Below are 18217 nucleotides of genomic sequence, written 5' to 3' on the forward strand. Positions count from 1 at the left end.
TCTCTGATCCGCGTCACCGACGCACCTCTCATCCGCGTCACCGACGCACCCGCCAGCAAAGGAACCCGCATGACCGACACCCAGGGAATTCTCAACTCCCCCACGGCGGTGGGGTCATGACCGAGCGTCCCGCCCTCACCCCGCAGCTCGGCCGGACACGGGTCATGGCCATCCTGAGGTCGGCCGACGCCTCCGGGCTGCCCGCCGTGGCCCGGGCCCTCGCGTCGGGTGGCATCACCTGCCTGGAGATCACCCTGACCACCGCCGGAGCGCTCGACGCGCTGGCAGCCGTACGGGCGGAACTCGGCCCGGACGTCGCGGTCGGCGCCGGCACCGTGATCACCGGTGGGCAGGCCAGGGACGCCCTGGCGGCGGGAGCGGAGTTCCTGGTCGCCCCCGTCGTGGACACCGCCGTCGTCCGGAACGCGGCGGACGGGGGCATACCGTGCTATCCGGGCGCCTGGACACCGACCGAGGTGTCCCAGGCGTGGCAGGCAGGCGCGGCCGCCGTCAAGCTGTTCCCCGCGGGCACGGGCGGCCCCGCCCATCTGCGCCACCTGCGAGCCCCACTGCCCGACATCCCCCTCGTCGCCGTCGGCGGCGTCGGCATCGACCAGGCGCGGGACTACCTGGACGCGGGCGCCTACGCGGTCGGTATCGGCTCCCCGCTGCTGCGCGGGGCGGACCGGGACCCGACTCCGCAGGCACTGGACGCCCTCACCACGAGGGCGCGCACCCTGCTGGAGGCGGTACGGGCCACCGCGCGGGCCGGGGAGGCGAGCGCGTGAACGCCTCCCCGCCCCCGTCCGGCGGGCCCTACCTCGTCACCCTCGGCGACGTGCTCGCCGTCATGGCGGCCCGCGAACCCGGCCCGTTCTCGCTCGGCACGAACCTGCGCCTGGGGATCGCCGGCGCGGAGTCCAACGTCGCCATCGGGGTCAGCCGACTCGGCGGAGCCGCGACCTGGATCGGCCGGGTGGGCGACGACGAACTCGGCGAAATCGTCCTGCGGGAACTACGGGCCGAAGGAGTCACCACCGTCGCCGTACGCGACCCCGCCCCCACCTCCCTGCTGCTGAAGGAGCGACGCACCTCCACGCACAGCCGTACGCGCTACTACCGCGCCGACACGGCCGGAGCCCGGCTGCTGGCCGACGACGTACCCGAGCACGTCGTCGCGGGGGCGGCGGTCCTGCACATCACGGGCATCACCCCGGCGCTCGGGGAGGGCCCCGCCGCTGCCGTGACCCGGGCCGTGGACATCGCCGCCGACGCGGGCGTGACCATCTCGCTGGACGTCAACTTCCGTTCACTGCTGTGGAGCGAGGCCGAGGCCAGGGCGATGCTGCTGCCTCTGCTGCGCAGGAGCGACCTGGTCTTCGCCGGACCGCACGAGGCCGCTCTCGTGGTGCCCGGCGCCGACGGACCGGAGGAACTCGCCCAGGGCATCTGCGACCTGGGGCCCGGCGGGGCCGTGATCAAGCTCGGCGCCGACGGGGCATACGCCCTGCTCGACGGACTGTCGCACCGGCAGCCCGCCCTACCGGTCCGCGTGCACGACACGGTGGGCGCCGGAGACGCGTTCGCCGCCGGCTACCTCGCCGAACTGCTCGCGGGCGAGCCCCCGGAACGGCGGCTGAGGACGGCGGCCGTGCTCGGCGCCTTCGCGGTGAGCACCGCCGGCGACTGGGAGGGCCTGCCCCGGCGCTCCGAACTGGAACTGCTGGACCACCACGACGACATCGTCCGCTGAGACCTGATCCACCGACCTGCTCGATGAACCTCCCGGGACCACCCATGCGCACCAGCTCCCTCACCGGCGTGACCCCTGTACTCACCGGCTCCTACACCCCCGACTCCGGCGGCGACGGCCCCGGCATCGCCGCTCTACGGCTCGATCCCACGACCGGACACCTCTCGTACGACGAGGTGGAGCCGCTGCCCGTGAGCGGGGCCTCGTTCCTGGCGGCGCACCCGTCCCTGGCCGTCGTCTACAGCACCAACGAGACCGAGGCGGGAACCGTCAGCGCCGTCACCCGCGCCGACGACGGCACCCTGTCCCCGCTGGGCGACCCGATGAGCAGTGGCGGGGCGAACCCGTGCCACCTCACCGTCCACCCGGGCGGCGAGTGGCTGCTGACCGCGAACTACGGCAGCGACACCGCGCCCGGCACCGTGGCCGTGCACCGGCTCGGCGCGGACGGAGGCCTGCTGGAACCGACCGATCTCGTCGTCCACCAGGGGTCGGGACCGGTCGCCGGACGGCAGGAGGGCAGTCACGCCCATCAGGTACTCGTCGACCCGGCGGGCCGTTTCGTGCTGGCCACCGACCTGGGGGCGGACGCGGTCTTCACCTACCGGCTCGACACCCGCACCGGAACCCTGGAACGGGTCGCGGTGAACCCGATGCGCGCGGGATCCGGACCCCGCCACCTCGCTTTCTCCCCCGACGGTGACCTGGTGTTCAGCGCGGACGAACTGTCCTCTACCGTCACCTGCCACCGCTATGACGCCGCCACGGGCGTCCTGACGGCGCTCTCCTCCGTACCCGCCACGACAGCCGAGGACGTCGCCAACCAGCCCGGGGGAATCGTGGCCTCGCCCTGCGGACGCTTCGTGTGGGTGACCAACCGCGGCGCGGACACGGTCGCCGCGTTCCGACTCGCGGGCAACACCCTGGAACCGCTCGGCGAGGTCCCGGCCGGCGGCGCGTGGCCCCGCGGCCTCGCTCTGGTGGACGGCCATCTCCTCGTGGCCAACCAGCACAGCGGCTCGCTCGCCGTCCTGCGTGTCCTGGACGACGGAAGCCTGGCCCAGCCCCACCCGCCGATCTCCGCCCCCTCGGTGGTCTGCGCACTGGCGCTCTGACCCTCCCCTCCCCTCCCCTTCCCTCCCGCCCTCCCCGTTGTCACGTCCGAAGTGACGTCCGAAAGGCAGTCATGTCCGAGCCCACCACCTCCCCCGCCGCCCGCTTCACCCTCGACTCGGCGTTCGACGTCGGCAGCGTCAACCCGCGTCTGTACGGATCGTTCGTCGAGCACATGGGCCGCTGCGTCTACACCGGCATCTACGAGCCCGGCCACCCCGCCGCCGACGCGGACGGCCTGCGCCAGGACGTCCTGGAACTGGTCCGGGAGCTCGGCGTCACCACGGTCCGCTACCCCGGCGGCAACTTCGTCTCGGGCTACCGCTGGGAGGACAGCGTGGGCCCGCGCGAGGAGCGTCCGACCCGGCTGGACCTGGCCTGGAAGTCCACCGAGACCAACGAGTTCGGCCTCGGCGAGTTCATGGAGTTCTGCGGCAAGACCGGCATGGAGCCGATGATGGCCGTCAACCTCGGCACGCGGGGCGTGGAGGACGCGGTACGGCTGCTGGAGTACGCGAACCACCCCGGCGGCACCGAACTGTCCGACCGGCGTATCGCCCACGGCGGCAAGGAGCCGTACGGCATCCGGATGTGGTGCCTGGGCAACGAGATGGACGGCCCCTGGCAGACCGGGCACAAGACCCCCGAGGAGTACGGTCGCCTCGCCGCCGAGACCGCCCGCGCGATGCGGCAGGTCGACCCCGGTCTGGAACTGGTCGCCTGCGGCAGCTCCAGCTCCTCCATGCCGACGTTCGCTTCCTGGGAGTCGACGGTCCTGCAGGAGACGTACGACTTGGTGGACTACGTCTCCCTGCACGCCTACTACGAGGAGATCGACGGTGACCGCGACTCCTTCCTGGCGTCCGCGGTGGACATGGAGCACTTCATCGAGTCGGTCGTCGCCACCTGCGACCACGTCCGCGCCCGCCTGAAGGCGGACAAGCGGATCAACCTCTCCTTCGACGAGTGGAACGTCTGGTATCAGCAGCGGCCCAACCCGCACGCGGTGGAGGAGTGGCAGCAGGCGCCGCGCATTCTGGAGGACGTCTACACCGTCACCGACGCGGTGGTCTTCGGCTCGCTGCTCATCGCGCTGCTGCGGCACGCCGACCGGGTCACCTCGGCCTCCCTCGCGCAGCTCGTCAACGTCATCGCGCCGATCATGACCGAGCCGGGCGGCGCGGCGTGGCGGCAGACCACGTTCTACCCCTTCGCGCAGGCGTCGGCGTACGGGCGCGGCCGGGTGCTGCGCGTCGAGGTGGACAGCCCGACGTACACCACCGCGCGCTTCGGTGAGGTACCGCTGCTGCACGCCACCGCGGTGATCGACGACGAGACCGGCGACATCACCGTCTTCACGGTCAACCGCAGCCAGACGGACGCCCTTCCTCTGCGGGTCGACCTGCGTGGCGTCGACGCCCACACCGTGGTGGAGCACCTCGTCCTGGCCGACGGCGACCCGGAGGCTGTCAACACCGCGGACCGGCCCGACCGGGTCACCCCGCGGCCCGCCACCGGCACGGCCGTCACCGACGGCGTCCTCCACGCCGAACTCGAACCGCTCTCCTGGAACATGATCCGCCTGACGAACCGGCCCGCCTGACGACGTCGGCGAGCCGACCGCCCCTGGGCCACCGTCGAACTCACTCCTGGGAAGAACCGATGACAGCCGTTGCCCGACCCCTGTTCCGCGACCCCGTGCACGACGGCGCGACCGACCCCACCGTCATCTGGAACCGGCACGCCGGCGAGTGGTGGATGTTCTACACGAGCCGTCGCGCCGACGCGCCACCGTTGAACGACGTGAGCTGGGTGCACGGGAGCGACATCGGGATCGCGTCCTCCTCGGACGGCGGGGCCTCCTGGCTGTACCGCGGAGTCGCCGAGGGGCTGGACATCGAGCCCGGACGGCACACCTACTGGGCCCCCGAGATCATCGACGACGGAACCGAGTACCACATGTTCGTCAGCGTGATCCGGGGCGTCCCGACCCAGTGGGCGGGCCACGCCCGCGTGATCCGCCACTACACGAGCCACGACCTGTTCTCCTGGACGTACCGCTCCACCTTGTCGCTGTCGTCGGACAGGGTGATCGACACCTGCGTCCTGCGGCTCCCTATGGGCGGCTACCGCATGTGGTACAAGGACGAGGCCGACCACGCGCACACCTATGCGGCGGACAGCGAGGACCTGACGCGGTGGACCGTCCGGGGGCCCGCCGTCGAGTGCTCGGCACACGAAGGCCCCAACGTCTTCGAGCTCGGCGGCAGTTACTGGATGCTTGTCGACGAGTGGCATGGCCTGCGCGTTCTTCACTCACGGGACCTGGAGACATGGGAGCCGAGGGGCCTCGTCCTCGACCGTCCCGGGCAGGGCCCGGACGACGGGGGGTACGGCTACCACGCCGACGTCGTCACCAGTGAACTCGGTGCCTACGTCTTCTACTTCACGCACCCGGGGCGGTCCGACGACGGCGCCGTGCACCCCGGCGACGACAACGACCGCCGAAGCTCCATCCAGGCAGCCCGCCTGCGGGTGAGCGGAGACACCCTCGTGTGCGACCGCGACGAAGCCCTTGAGGCCCCCATCCTTCCTCTCGAAGGGCCGTTCCGGTGACAGGAATCCGACAAGCGGCCCCGCGCCCGAAGAGGGCCCGGCGCACGGCGGTGATGTCGTTGTTCGCCGTGCTCCTGCTCGTCACCGGATGCCAGGCCGAAGAATCACCGGCCGGCTCCGGGGTGACCCTGCTCGACGGCGACACGATCGACGTCTCCGGCCCGACCCTCGTAGCCGCCCTCCCCGTCGACGACCAGGGAGACGTCGTCGCCGCGCACGCACGGAGCCAGATCCCGTCGCTCAAGAGCGTGGCGCTTCAGTACCCCGACGTCCGGGTCCTCATCACCGACTCCGACGGCAACACGACCGACGGCGCACTGCGGAACTTCGCGGCGAACTGGTCCATCCCGGCCGGACTCGTGGTCGCCGCGGACTCGGCCTCGGCCGGCGCCCGGCTGTCCAAGGACGGACAGCTCCACACACTCCTGATCGGCGCCGATGGACACGTGGCGGCCGATTGGGCGAACCAGCCCGCTCCTACGCAGGCGATCGTCGCCGCGCTCCGCAAGAGCACGGCGAGCCCAACCACCCATCCCGACAATGTTGTGCGGGGAGAATCACCATGAGACATGTCACCGACACAAGACGGTTCATCGCAGGCCTGGTCGTCACCCTGCTGCTCGCCTGCGCCACGGTAGTACTTACGCCGGCGGTGCAAGCCCAGGCGGCGGGCACCTCCTACTACGTGGACTGCTCGGCGGCAGCGAACGGGACCGGCACGTCCGGCTCGCCGTGGAACTCGCTGGCCGGCCCGAACGCGAAGACCTTCGCGCCGGGGGACCAGCTGCTGCTGAAGCGAGGGACGACCTGCACCGGAACCCTGCACCCGCTGGGCTCGGGCAGCGCTGCGGGCGGGTCGATCTCCATCGACGCCTACGGCACGGGCGCCCTGCCGATCATCGCCGGAGGCGGCGGCACGGACGCGATCTACCTGCACAACCAGGAGTACTGGGAGATCTCCAACCTGGAGGTGACCAACACCGGCGCGGTGAAGGGCGCCAACGCGCGGCGCGGTGTGTACGTGGTGCTCGAGAACTACGGCACCGGCAACCACTACAAGGTCAGCAACCTCAACATCCATGACGTGAACGGCAACAACTCGAAGGAAGTCGACGGCAGCGCCGGCATACTCTTCGCCGTTCTCGGGACCACGACGCCCAGCGCCTTCAACGACGTCGACATCGACGGCAACACCGTCGCCAACATCGCCCGCAGCGGTATCAACATGTCGAGCACATGGCTGTGCCGGCCGTCCATCGGCTGCAACACCCCGGCCTGGACCCCCTGGACCGGCGTCGTCGTCCACAACAACACCGTCCACGACACGGACGGTGACGGCATCGTCGTCCAGATGTCGCAGGACGCCCTCATCGAGCACAACGTCGTCTACAACGCGGCGAAGGCCCCGAACGCGGCGAACGCCGGCATCTGGGCCTGGGACTCCGACGGGACCGTGATCCAGTACAACGAGGCCTACGGCACCAAGAAGCTCACCGGGAACCCCGACGGCCAGGGCTTCGACGTCGACTACGGGCAGGACGGCACCGTCGTCCAGTACAACTACAGCCACGACAACGAGGGCGGGTTCCTCCTCTTCTGCGGCTGCGGCGGAGGGTCACGCCTGAGCAGCAACGCCGTGGTCCGCTACAACGTCAGCGAGGACGACCGTCTCCGGGTCGTCAACATGCTCGGCTCGCAGGACTCCAAGTTCTACAACAACACCATCTACCTCCCCTCCGGATCGACCGCGAACGTCTTCGAGGTCACCGGCGCCTGGAACGACCTCACCCTCGCCAACAACCTCATCTACAACCTGGGCAGCGGCGGCTACGCCTACACCAGCGGCCAGCCGGCCTCGAACTTCGCCTGGCGGAACAACCTCTTCTACGGCAATCACCCGGCCAGTGAGCCGACCGGCAACGGGAACATCACCGGCGATCCCCTGCTGGCCTCGCCCGGCAGCGGCGGCACCGGCATCGGCAGCGTCGCGGGCTACCAGATCAGCTCGTCGTCGTCCCCGGCCATCGGCGCGGGAGTCGTCATCCCCGACAACGGCGGCAAGGACTACTGGGGCTCGGCCGTTCCCTCGGTCTGCGCACCCGACATCGGCGCCGACCAGTTCAGCACGCCGTCCGACGCGACCTGCCTCGCGAACGAGAACCTCGGCTTCGAGAAGGGATCACTCACGGCGTGGAGCGCCTGGAACTCCGCCTCGGTGGTGAACTCGGGCGCCCACAGCGGAACCTACGCGGCCCGGGTCGGTCCCTCGCCGGCCTCCGTCGAGCAGAACGTCCCTGTCGCGCCCCGGACGACGTACCGGGTCTCGGGCTGGGTGAAGTCCGCCGTCGCCGGTGAGGTCATGAACGTCGGCGTCAAGAACACCGGCGGCCTCGAAACGACGGCAAGCGCCAGCGGCACCGGGTGGACCTTCGTCTCCGCCGACTTCACCACCGGGGCGGCGAACGGCACCGTGCGGCTGTACTGCTACAAGAGTTCGGGTACGGGCAACGGTTACTGCGACGACCTGGCCGTCACCCCCGTCAAGAACTACGCGATCAACGGCAACTTCGAGTCCGGCCACACCGTGCCCTGGCGCAACGGCGACTTCTCGCTCACGGGCACGGCGGCCAACGGCAACGCCGCCGGGCTGACGAACGCGTCCCTGACCTCAGGCTCCCTGTTCCAGATCGTCACCGGCCTCACACCGAACACCACCTACCGGCTGACCGGCTCCCTCGCGAGCCAGACCGCCGGCACGACGACGGCACTGGAGGCCAAGCTCTACAACGGCACCGCCGTCACGAGTGCCTCGACCACGTCGAGTACGTACTCAAAGCAGTCGACGACCTTCACCACGGGCGCGGGCGTGACCTCCGCCCGCATCTACTGCCACCTCGTCTCCGGAAGCGGCGACGGCTACTGCGACGAAGTCACCCTGACCCAGCAGTGACCGACAGCGTGGGCGTCCCGCACGGGCCAGGACCGTGCGGGGCGCCCACGCGTTTCTCGTGTCGATGTCTTTTTCACGCAACTCAACAGAGAGGTGACCGACCATGGGAACGTCAGGACGTCAGGAGCAGCCCGGCCTGCCCGACGCCGCTCGCCCGGGTGTGCTGTCCCGGCGCGGGGTCCTCAAGGCAGCGGCGGTCGCGACGGGGGCGACCGCACTGGGGCTGGCCGGCACGGGAGAGGCGCACGCCGCGGACGCCGTCATGACCGCCACGTCACCGGACGGCAGCAACAGGATCACGGTGTCGCTGATCGGCGGAACGCTCTCCTGGTCGGCCAAACGCGCCGGCACGACGGTCGTCGGCACCTCGGTGCTCGGGCTCGTGATGAGCGACGGCACCACGCTGGGCACCGCGAACACCGTGATGACCAGATATCAGCACTGGACCCAGGACAGCACCTGGACCCCGGTGTACGGGCGCAACGCGACGATCCGCGACCACTACCAGGAAATGCGCTGGAACCTTCAGGACAGCGGCAGCGGCGTCACCTTCGGCGTCCAGATACGCGCCTACGACACCGGAGTCGCGCTGCGCTACACGCTGCTCGGCACCGGCAAGGCCACCATCTCCGACGAGCTGACCGGCTTCGTGTTCCCCGCCGGCACCCTGGTCCACAGCGCCCGGGACGAGGGCGTGTACACCCCCGTCGCGCCGGACGCGATCCCCTCCACCGGCACCTCCGGCACGGACGTCGGCCCCCTGACCGACATGCCTCTGCTGGTCACGCTGCCCGGCGCGCTGCGTGCCTGCATCTGCGAGTCCTCCCGCGTCAACTACCCGCGGGGGATGCTCACTTCGGTCTCCGGGCAGAGCAACACCCTCAAGACGTACCTGATGAAGAAGACCGCCCGCGGCAGCGGCACCGTGCAGACCACCTCGACCGTCACCACACCGTTCGCCACGCCCTGGCGGGTCCTCGTCCTCGGATCCTCCGACACCGACCTGGTCGACAACGCCGAACTGGTGCTCAACCTGGCCCCGGCCAGCGCCCTCACCGACACGACGTGGATCCGGCCGGGCAAGGTGTTCCGCTGCAACCTGACCACCGCCGCGGGAATCGCCGGCGTGGACTTCGCCGTCGCCCGCAACCTGGACTACGTCGAGTACGACGCGGGGTGGTACGGCCCGGAGTTCACCACCACCGACGCGACCACGGCGATCGGGGACATCGACCTGCCCATGGTGATCAACCACGCCACGACGAACGGCATCGGCGTCTTCCTCTACGTCAACCGTCTGGCCCTGACCGACCCCGACACCCTGTTCGCCCTCTACAAGAGCTGGGGCGTCGCCGGCATCAAGCTCGGCTTCATCAACGACGGCACCCAGGCCATGACCAACCAGATCATCGCCTGGGCCAAGACGGCCGCCAAGTACAACCTGCTGATCGACATGCACGACAACGTGCGGCCCTTCGGCTACGAGCGCACCTACCCCAACTGGATCAGCCTGGAGGGCGTCCGGGGCAACGAGCAGTTCCCCACGGCCACCCACAACGTGACGCTGCCCTTCGCCCGCAACGTCGGCGGACCGATGGACTACACCATCTGTTACGGCCAGTCCCGCGACCTGACGACCAACAACCACCAGATGGCGATGGCAGCGGTGTACTACCAGCCGCTCAACTTCCTCTACTGGTACTCCACACCGTCGTCGTACGCCACCACCGCCAACTGGCCCGGGCTGTCGTGGTTCGACGCAGTGCCCACCACCTGGGACGAGAGCAGAACCCTCACCGGTTCGATCGGCGAGTACATCGCGGTCGCCCGCCGCAGCGGCGCCACCTGGTTCCTGGGGGCGATGACCAACGAGACGGCCCGCACCCTGTCGGTCCCGCTGGACTTCCTCGACAGCGGCGTCAACTACACCGCCACCGTCTACGCGGACGGACCGGCGGGAACCACCCCGCACGCCACGCCCACGGTGGTCAGCACCCGGACCGTCACCTCCTCGACGACTCTGAGCATGGCGATGACCAGCGCGGGTGGTCAGGCGGTCATCCTCAAGCCGAGCTGACGCCCCGCGCCCCGGGCTGTCCCGTACCGACCCCGACGTCGCGCCAGCCCCGCAGCCGCGCCCACACCATGTCCGCGGTGCCGATCAGTGTGGTGGCCAGCACCGTGTCGTCGGTGGCCGGGCCGACCGGGCCGACCGGGCCCGTCGTAGTCCTCCACCACGCTCGCGTCGAAGCCGAGCGGTCGGTGGAAGGTGATCGACCCCTCGTTGGTGACGGAGGTGATCGCTTTGAGGCGGACCGCGCCCTGGCCTCGCGCCACCTCGGTGAAGTGCGTGTGGAGGCGGCGGCCGAGGCCGGTGCCGCGGCTGTCGTCCCGGGTGGCGATCAGGTGGACGTATCCGGTGTGGTCGGGCGTGACGAAGCCGAGAAGGTAGCCGCGGATGCCGTCCTCGGCGCGGGCGACCAGGCAGGTTGCTCCGAACTCCCGCACCAGCACCGGCTGGTGGGGCGATCATGGTACGCGGGTTACGTCGAGCTGTCGGGCGGTTGACTGCGACGCGTTTCAGAAAGTGGACGCGTGTTGGCCCTGAGCTGCGGCTGCTGTAGAAATGGGCCTCATGAATTCCGAGCTCTTGGTGCGACGCCTGGTCATCGACCTGTGCCGACGCCCGGGCTCGTGTTGTCGCTGATCTGACTTCTTCTCTCTGATGCGCCCTGCCGTGCGGTGACCTCACCCGCATCAGGGCGGTTCCCGCGTCCTCACTCCGGGCGCGCTCCCCCTTCTTCGTTCGCCATCACCCTCGCTCGGGGCCCGGCTGTCGTTGTCGGTCGACAGCGGTTGCTCGCGTCCCGGCGTTCACGGAGGACCCCTCGTGTCCACAACCAAGCCTGTGTCGACGGCTGATGACGCTGCGTCAGCCACGACGCCCCGGCGATCTCATACGTCGGCCGGCGGCGCCTGGGTGCGGCTGCGCCACGTCGCGCTGCCGGTCGGGTCGCTGCTGCTCTTCCTCGTGCTGTGGCAGCTGCTGGCGGCGAGCGGTACGTGGAGTGAGACGCTGGTTCCGTCGCCGGCGAAGGTGTGGGACGCGTTCGTCGACGTCTCGACCACGCATGACGGCGTACGCGGATACAACGGCACCACGCTCATCGAGCACCTCGGTATCAGTCTGCGGCGCATCGCGTTCGGTGCGGGCATCGGCGTCGCGGCCGGGGTGGTGTTCGGGCTGCTCATGGGCACGGTCGGCTGGGTGCGGTCGCTGTTCGAGCCGTGGATCACGTTCCTGCGGACGCTGCCGCCGCTGGCGTACTTCTCGCTGCTCATCATCTGGCTGGGCATCAACGAGGAGCCCAAGGTCACGCTGCTGGCCGTGGCCGCGTTCCCGCCGGTGGCGGTGTCGACCACCGCCGCCGTGGCGGCCGTGCCGAAGAGCCTGATCGAGGCTGCCCGCGCACTCGGCGGGTCACGGTGGGACGTCATCCGGGACGTCGTCGTCCCGTCCGCGCTACCGGAGACACTCACCGGCGTCCGGCTCGCCGTGGGAGTGGCCTACTCCTCCCTGGTCGCCGCCGAGTTGGTGAACGGCCTGCCCGGCATCGGCGGCATGGTCAAGGACGCCGCCAACTACAACAACACCCCTGTGGTCGTGGTCGGCATCATCGCGATCGGCGTCTCCGGCCTGATCATCGACGGCCTGCTGCTGCGGCTGGAGCGCATGGTCGTGCCCTGGCGCGGACGCACATAGCCCCCCGGCCTCCCTGCGCACCGACACCCCCTCCCCATAGAAACGGCTCCGCCATGTCCCGTGTCCCCCAAGGCCCCTCCCGTCGTCTCCTCTTCGCCGGCGCGCTGGCCGCCGTGTCCGCCGCCGTCACGGGCTGCTCCTCGGACAGCGCGGGGTCCTCGTCCGGCGGCGCCAAACGGCTGCGTATCGGCTACTTCGCCTTCCCCAGCGGCGACTTGCTGGTGAAGAACAGAAAACTGCTGGAGAAGGCACTGCCGGACTACGACATCTCCTGGGTCAAGTTCGACTCCGGCGCCAGCGTCAACCAGGCCTTCATCGGCAAGTCCCTCGACATCGCCGCGCTCGGCTCCAGCCCGTTCGCCCGCGGGGTGTCCGGCAGCTCGCCCATCCCTTACAAGGTCGCCTGGATCCTCGATGTCGCCGGCGAGAACGAGAGCCTCGTGGCGCGCAAGGCCACCGGCATCACGGACGTCGCCGGGCTCAAGGGCAAGAAGATAGCCACTCCCTTCGCCTCCACCTCGCACTACAGCCTGCTGGCGGCGCTGGAGGCGGCCGGTCTCGCGGCCTCCGACGTCCAGCTCATCGACCTTCAGCCGCAGCCGATCCTCGCCGCCTGGCAGCGCGGCGACATCGATGCCGCCTACGTCTGGCTGCCGACCCTGGACGAGCTGCGCAAGACCGGCAACCAGCTCACCAGCAGCAAGGAGATCGGTGCGGCGGGCAAGCCGACCCTCGACCTGGCCGTGGTGTCGGACGACCTCATCGCCCGGGACCCCAAGGCGATCGACGCCTGGCGCAAGGCGCAGGCCGAGGCGCTGCGCCTGCTCAAGTCGGATCCGCAGGGAGCGGTGAAGGACGTCGCGGCCGAGCTCAGCATCAGTGCGGCGGATGCCGAGGCTCAGCTTTCGCAGGGCGTGTTCCTCACGCCGGAGCAGGTGGTCTCCGCCGGCTGGCTGGGCACCGACGACAGCCCGGGCAAGCTGCTCACGTATGTCACGGACACCGGCCGGTTCCTGGCCGACCAGAAGCAGATCGACGCCGCGCCGTCCGAAGACGTCGTCCGCAAGGCGTTCTACCTCGAAGGGCTGGCCGATGTCCTCAAGTGAGATCACGGCGGCCACGGAGAGTGTGGCCGCGGTGGACGCGGTGCGTGCGGGTGCAGTCCGTCTGGACCAGGTCACTCACCGGTACGGCCGGGGCGGCGAGGCCTTCACCGCCGTCGGGCCGGTCGACCTGACCGTGCCGTCCGGGGAGTTCCTGGTTCTGGTGGGTGCCTCCGGTTGCGGCAAGAGCACGCTGCTGCGGCTGATCGCCGGCTTCGAGCGGCCCACGCGGGGTTCGGTGCGGGTGTCCGGCACCGAGCCGCGGCCCGGGGATACGGCAGGCGTGGTGTTCCAGACGCCGCGGCTGTTCCCGTGGCGGACCGTGCGGGGCAACATCGACCTGGCCCTGCGGTACGCGGGCGTCGATCGCGCCCAATGGCCGCAGCGGCGCGCGGAGTTGCTGGCCCGCGTAGGCCTGGAGGGCACCGAGAAGCGGCGTATCTGGGAGATCTCCGGCGGTCAGCAGCAGCGCGTCGCCATCGCCCGGGCTCTCGCCGCGGAGAACCCGCTCATCCTGCTCGACGAACCGTTCGCGGCGCTGGACGCGCTGACCCGGGAGCGGCTCCAGGAGGACGTCCGCCTGGTGGCCGAGCGGACCGGCCGGACCACGGTGTTCGTCACACACTCGGCGGACGAGGCGGTGTTCCTCGGCTCCCGGATCGTGGTGCTGACCAAGAGCCCCGGCACCGTGGCCCTGGATCTGCCGATCACGCTGCCGCGCGGCGACATCGATGCCGAGGAGCTGCGCAGTTCCCGCGAGTTCGCGGAGCTGCGCGCGCAGGTCTCCCATGCCGTGAAGTCAGCCGCGGCGGCCTGAGTCCCTGCTGCCAGGATCACGACCTTCAGATTGGACACAGTCATGAGCATCCTCAGCGAGCGGCGGCCGCCCACCGCGCCGACACTTCCGGTCGTCGAGCTCGGCCCTCATTTCGGTGCCGAGATCCATGGCATCGATCTCGCCCGCGTCGACGACGATCAGGTCCTCGCGCTGCGCGAGGCACTCGTGGCGTACAAGGTGCTGTTCGTGCGCGGTCAGCACGGTCTCGACGACGCCGCGCAGATCGAGTTCGGCAGACGCCTGGGCGAGGTCACCGTCGGGCATCCGGTCCACGACTCCGGTGACGTGGCGCCCGAGGTGTACTCGTTGGACAGCCAGGACAACGGGTTCGCCGACGTGTGGCACACCGATGTGACGTTCGTGGAGCGGCCGTCGGCGATCTCCGTCCTGCGGGCTGTGGTGCTGCCGCCCAACGGCGGCGACACCAACTGGGCCGACAGCCAGCTCGCCTACGAGTCGCTGTCGCCGGGCCTGCGGGACTACGTGGACACACTCAGCGCGGTCCACGACGGCTCCCGCGAGTTCGGCTACTACCTCGCCCAGCGCAGGCAGGGCCGGGGCAACCTGTGGGAGGGCGAGGTGTTCACCCACCTGACCCCGGTGGAGCACCCGGTGGTGCGCGTGCACCCCGAGAGCGGCCGCAAGGGCCTGTTCGTGAACCCCGGTTTCACCTCGCACATCGTGGGTGTCTCGGAGCACGAGAGCCGGGGCATCCTCGACATCCTGTACGCCCACCTCACCAAGCCCGAGCACGTCGTACGGCACCGCTGGCAGCCGGGTGACGTCGCCCTGTGGGACAACCGCAGCACCGCCCACTACGCCAATCGCGACTACGGCGACCGGCATCGCGTGATGCACCGCATCACCCTGCGGGGGGACACCCCGGTCGGCCCGGCCGCGACCGCGACCCGCTGACTGCGTGGGGCACTTGTTCAAGCGCGGTGATCGGGGCGACGGAGCAGCGGGCGCAGCGTCTCGATGACACTCGGATCGTCCACCGTGGACGGGATCGGTTCGTCGTGGCCGTCGGCGATGCCGCGCATCGTCTTGCGCAGGATCTTCCCCGAGCGTGTCTTGGGCAGGGCGGCCACGACGGCGACTTCCTTGAGGGAGGCGACGGCACCGATGCGCTCGCGCACGAGCCGGACCAGTTCCGCCTCGACCTCCTTCGGGTCGCGGCCGGTCCCCGCCTTCAGGACGACGAAGCCCCGCGGCACCTGCCCCTTGAGGGCGTCCGCGACACCGATCACCGCGCATTCGGCGACATCGGGGTGCGCGGCCAGGGCCTCCTCCATGCTGCCGGTGGACAGCCGGTGGCCGGCGACGTTGATGACGTCGTCCGTGCGGCCCATCACATAGACGTAGCCGTCCTCGTCGATGTGGCCGCTGTCGCCGGTGAGGTAGTAGCCGTCGTAGGCGGAGAGGTACGAGGCGACGTAGCGGTCGTCGTCGTTCCAAAGGGTGGGCAGGGAACCGGGCGGCAGGGGGAGCTTCACGACGATCGCGCCGTCGACGCCCGCCTCCACGGGTTGCCCCGCCGGGTCGAGGACACGGACGTCCCAGCCGGGCAGGGGGCGGGTGGGCGAGCCGGGTTTGACGGGGGCGGCCTCGATGCCGACCGGGTTGGCGACGATGGGCCAGCCTGTCTCCGTCTGCCACCAGTGGTCGATCACGGGGATGTCCAGGAGGGCGGCGGCCCAGTGGTACGTCTCGGGGTCGAGGCGCTCACCGGCAAGGAAGAGGTAGCGCAGCCCGGAGAGGTCGTACTCGGCGGTGAGGGTGCCCTTCGGGTCCTCCTTCCTGATGGCGCGGAAGGCGGTGGGCGCCGTGAACATGGTCTTGACGCCGTGCTCGGCGACGACCCGCCAGAACTGGCCCGCGTCCGGGGTGCCGACCGGCTTGCCCTCGTACAGCACGGTCGTGGCACCGGCCAGCAGCGGCCCGTAGACGATGTACGAGTGCCCGACGACCCAGCCGACGTCGGACCCGGTGAACATCGTCTCGCCCGGACCGATGTCGTACACGGCAGCCATCGACCAGTGCAGAGCCACGGCACAACCGCCGCTGTCGCGGACAACTCCCTTGGGTTTCCCGGTCGTTCCGGACGTGTAGAGGATGTAGAGGGGATCGGTCGCGGCCACCGGAACACAGGCGGCCGGCGACGCGCCGGCGACCAGGTCGGCCCAGTCGAGGTCGTCCGGCCCCAACTCGGCCCGTTCCTGCGGCCGTTGCAGGATCACTTGCTTGTACGGCTTGTGCCCGGCGAGTTCGACCGCCCGGTCCAGCAGCGGCTTGTACGGGATGACGCGCTTGCCCTCGATGCCGCAGGAGGCGGAGACGACCACCTTGGGGGTGGCGTCGTCGATACGGACCGCGAGTTCGGGCGGCGCGAACCCGCCGAAGACGACCGAGTGGACGGCGCCGATCCGTGCGCAGGCCAGCATCGCGACGGCGGCCTCGGGGACCATCGGCATGTAGATGACCACGCGGTCGCCGTGCCCCACCCCGAGCCCGGTGAGCGCCCCGGCGAAGGCCGCGACCTCGTCCCGGAGCCGGGCGTAGGTGTAGGTGCGCCGGGTGCCGGTCACCGGTGAGTCGTAGATGAGCGCGGCCTGTTCGCCCCGGCCCGCCTCGACGTGCCGGTCCACCGCGTTGAAGCAGACGTTGAGGCGGCCGTCGGGGAACCAGCGGTAGAAGGGCGCGGCCGAAGGGTCGAGGGCACGGGACGGCGCCACCTCCCAGTCGACGCCCTCCGCCGCCCGCAGCCAGAACCTCTCCGGGTCTTCGAGGCTGGCCCGAAAGACGTCCTCGTACATTCCCATCGCGCTCTCCTTGACCCGAGTCGTGGTGGCCCGCCTGCCACCATGTCACACGTTGATCATGCGATCGGCCAAGCGGTGTGCGCCCTTCTCGACCGGGTCACAACCGAGGCCCCCTCTTGTCTCGGGCGGCATGCCACCCGTACGCTCACCCTCCGTACCGACCAGCCGGTATGGCACACGGAAGAACCGGTAGGTGACGTCGGCCTCCGGGTGAACGCTTGACGCGACCGTCGAAGGAGCCGCCGCAGATGAGCAGGATCAACCGTCAGGTACGCCTGGCCGCGCGTCCCGTGGGAGAGCCGCGGCCCACCGACTGGGAGCACGTCGAGGAGCCGGTCGGGCAGCCCGGCGACGGGGAGTTCCTGGTGCAGGTGCTCTTTCTGTCGATCGACCCGGCGATGCGCGGCTGGATGAACGCGGGCCGGTCCTACATCCGCCCGGTCGAGCTGGGTGAGGTGATGCGCGCCGGTGCGGTGGGGCGGGTGATCGCGTCCCGGCACTCCGGGTTCGCGGTCGGCGACCATGTGTCGGGCTCGTTCGGCGTTCAGGAGTACTGCGTGTCGAACGGTCGCGACGTGACCAAGGTCGACCCGGCGGCGGCCCCCTTGCCGACGTATCTCGGCACGCTCGGCATGTCGGGCCTGACGGCCTACTTCGGCCTGATCGAGGTCGGGCGTCCCGAGCCCGGGCAGACCGTCGTGGTCTCGGGAGCGGCCGGGGCCGTCGGCAGCGTCGTCGGGCAGGTCGCCAAGAACCTTGGCTGCCGTGTCATCGGCATCGCCGGCGGCGAGGCCAAGTGCCGGCTGGTGGTGGACGAGTTCGGGTTCGACGCCGCGATCGACTACCAGAAGGAGGACATCCGCAAGGCGCTGCGCGAGCACGCCCCCGACGGCGTCGACGTGTACTTCGACAACGTCGGTGGCGACATTCTGGACGCCGTACTGCTCCGGCTGGCGCGCGGTGCCCGCGTCGTCGTCTGCGGTGCGATCTCCCAGTACAACAGCACGCAGCCGCAAGGCCCCGCCAACTACCTGTCGCTGCTGGTGAACCGGGCCTCCATGACGGGCATCGTGGTGTTCGACTACGCCGACCGGTACGGCGAGGGCGTGGCACAACTGGCCAAGTGGCGGGCGGAGGGCCGGCTGACGTCCCTGGAGGACGTGGTGGCCGGCTCGGTCGCGGAGTTCCCGGAAACCCTGATGCGCCTGTTCCGTGGTGACAACCGCGGCAAGTTGGTGCTGAAGATCGCGGACTGACCG

The 18217-nt window shown here is 70.1% G+C and carries 14 protein-coding genes and 1 pseudogene; 13 read left to right on the forward strand and 2 right to left on the reverse strand.

Annotated features, from left to right (window positions below):
* Window positions 1-116: 116 nt before the first annotated feature.
* From AQJ67_RS18615 to AQJ67_RS18650, 8 genes are all read left to right on the forward strand, one after another.
* Complete coding sequence (locus AQJ67_RS18615; RefSeq protein ID WP_062720133.1) at window positions 117-788, forward strand: bifunctional 4-hydroxy-2-oxoglutarate aldolase/2-dehydro-3-deoxy-phosphogluconate aldolase; 672 nt, start codon at window positions 117-119, stop codon at window positions 786-788.
* Window positions 785-1753, forward strand: a complete 969-nt coding sequence (locus tag AQJ67_RS18620; protein ID WP_062720134.1) for a sugar kinase — start codon at window positions 785-787, stop codon at window positions 1751-1753. The genes AQJ67_RS18615 and AQJ67_RS18620 overlap by 4 nt, the downstream gene beginning before the upstream one ends.
* A gap of 44 nt (window positions 1754-1797) precedes the next feature.
* A complete protein-coding gene (locus AQJ67_RS18625) occupies window positions 1798-2868 on the forward strand; it encodes a lactonase family protein (protein WP_062720135.1) in 1071 nt (356 codons plus the stop codon).
* Between the two features lie 71 nt (window positions 2869-2939).
* Complete coding sequence (gene arfA / locus AQJ67_RS18630) at window positions 2940-4469, forward strand: arabinosylfuranosidase ArfA (protein ID WP_062720136.1); 1530 nt, start codon at window positions 2940-2942, stop codon at window positions 4467-4469.
* Window positions 4470-4528: 59 nt separating this feature from the next.
* Window positions 4529-5482, forward strand: coding sequence for a glycoside hydrolase family protein (locus tag AQJ67_RS18635; protein ID WP_062720137.1), 954 nt, complete (start codon window positions 4529-4531; stop codon window positions 5480-5482).
* Window positions 5479-6048, forward strand: coding sequence for a hypothetical protein (locus AQJ67_RS47715; protein WP_159058789.1), 570 nt, complete (start codon window positions 5479-5481; stop codon window positions 6046-6048). The genes AQJ67_RS18635 and AQJ67_RS47715 overlap by 4 nt, the downstream gene beginning before the upstream one ends.
* Window positions 6045-8432 carry a carbohydrate binding domain-containing protein gene (locus AQJ67_RS18645; RefSeq protein WP_062720139.1) on the forward strand — a complete coding sequence of 796 codons (2388 nt, stop codon included), beginning with the start codon at window positions 6045-6047 and terminating at the stop codon, window positions 8430-8432. Before AQJ67_RS47715 ends, AQJ67_RS18645 begins: the two co-directional genes overlap by 4 nt.
* A 103-nt stretch (window positions 8433-8535) precedes the next feature.
* The gene (locus tag AQJ67_RS18650; RefSeq protein ID WP_062720140.1) at window positions 8536-10509 is read left to right on the forward strand and encodes a glycoside hydrolase family 97 protein; all 1974 of its coding nucleotides are present in this window, start codon (window positions 8536-8538) and stop codon (window positions 10507-10509) included.
* A 128-nt stretch (window positions 10510-10637) separates the two neighbouring features.
* On the opposite strand, the pseudogene AQJ67_RS18655 reads toward AQJ67_RS18650, so the two are convergent.
* A pseudogene (locus AQJ67_RS18655) lies at window positions 10638-10955 on the reverse strand (N-acetyltransferase family protein); the annotation flags it as partial.
* A 457-nt stretch (window positions 10956-11412) separates the two neighbouring features.
* Here AQJ67_RS18655 and AQJ67_RS18660 point away from each other — a divergent pair.
* From AQJ67_RS18660 to AQJ67_RS18675, 4 genes are read left to right on the forward strand one after another with little or no spacing between them, the layout of a single operon-like run.
* Window positions 11413-12195, forward strand: coding sequence for an ABC transporter permease (locus tag AQJ67_RS18660; protein ID WP_244190503.1), 783 nt, complete (start codon window positions 11413-11415; stop codon window positions 12193-12195).
* 53 nt (window positions 12196-12248) lie between these two features.
* A complete protein-coding gene (locus AQJ67_RS18665) occupies window positions 12249-13301 on the forward strand; it encodes a taurine ABC transporter substrate-binding protein (protein ID WP_062720141.1) in 1053 nt (350 codons plus the stop codon).
* Entirely contained in the window at window positions 13288-14115 is an 828-nt protein-coding gene (locus AQJ67_RS18670) for an ABC transporter ATP-binding protein (protein ID WP_062720142.1), read from the forward strand. The genes AQJ67_RS18665 and AQJ67_RS18670 overlap by 14 nt, the downstream gene beginning before the upstream one ends.
* 42 nt (window positions 14116-14157) lie before the next feature.
* On the forward strand, window positions 14158-15051 hold the full coding sequence (locus tag AQJ67_RS18675; protein ID WP_062720143.1) for a TauD/TfdA dioxygenase family protein: 894 nt from the start codon (window positions 14158-14160) through the stop codon (window positions 15049-15051).
* A gap of 17 nt (window positions 15052-15068) precedes the next feature.
* Here AQJ67_RS18675 and AQJ67_RS18680 read toward each other — a convergent pair whose 3' ends face one another.
* Window positions 15069-16958 carry a propionyl-CoA synthetase gene (locus AQJ67_RS18680; RefSeq protein WP_062720144.1) on the reverse strand — a complete coding sequence of 630 codons (1890 nt, stop codon included), beginning with the start codon at window positions 16956-16958 and terminating at the stop codon, window positions 15069-15071.
* A 248-nt stretch (window positions 16959-17206) separates the two neighbouring features.
* On the opposite strand from AQJ67_RS18680, the gene AQJ67_RS18685 reads away from it, so the two are divergent.
* Window positions 17207-18214, forward strand: a complete 1008-nt coding sequence (locus tag AQJ67_RS18685; RefSeq protein ID WP_062720145.1) for an NADP-dependent oxidoreductase — start codon at window positions 17207-17209, stop codon at window positions 18212-18214.
* The last annotated feature ends 3 nt before the right edge of the window (window positions 18215-18217 follow it).

This window comes from Streptomyces caeruleatus, assembly GCF_001514235.1.
Classification (GTDB): domain Bacteria; phylum Actinomycetota; class Actinomycetes; order Streptomycetales; family Streptomycetaceae; genus Streptomyces; species Streptomyces caeruleatus.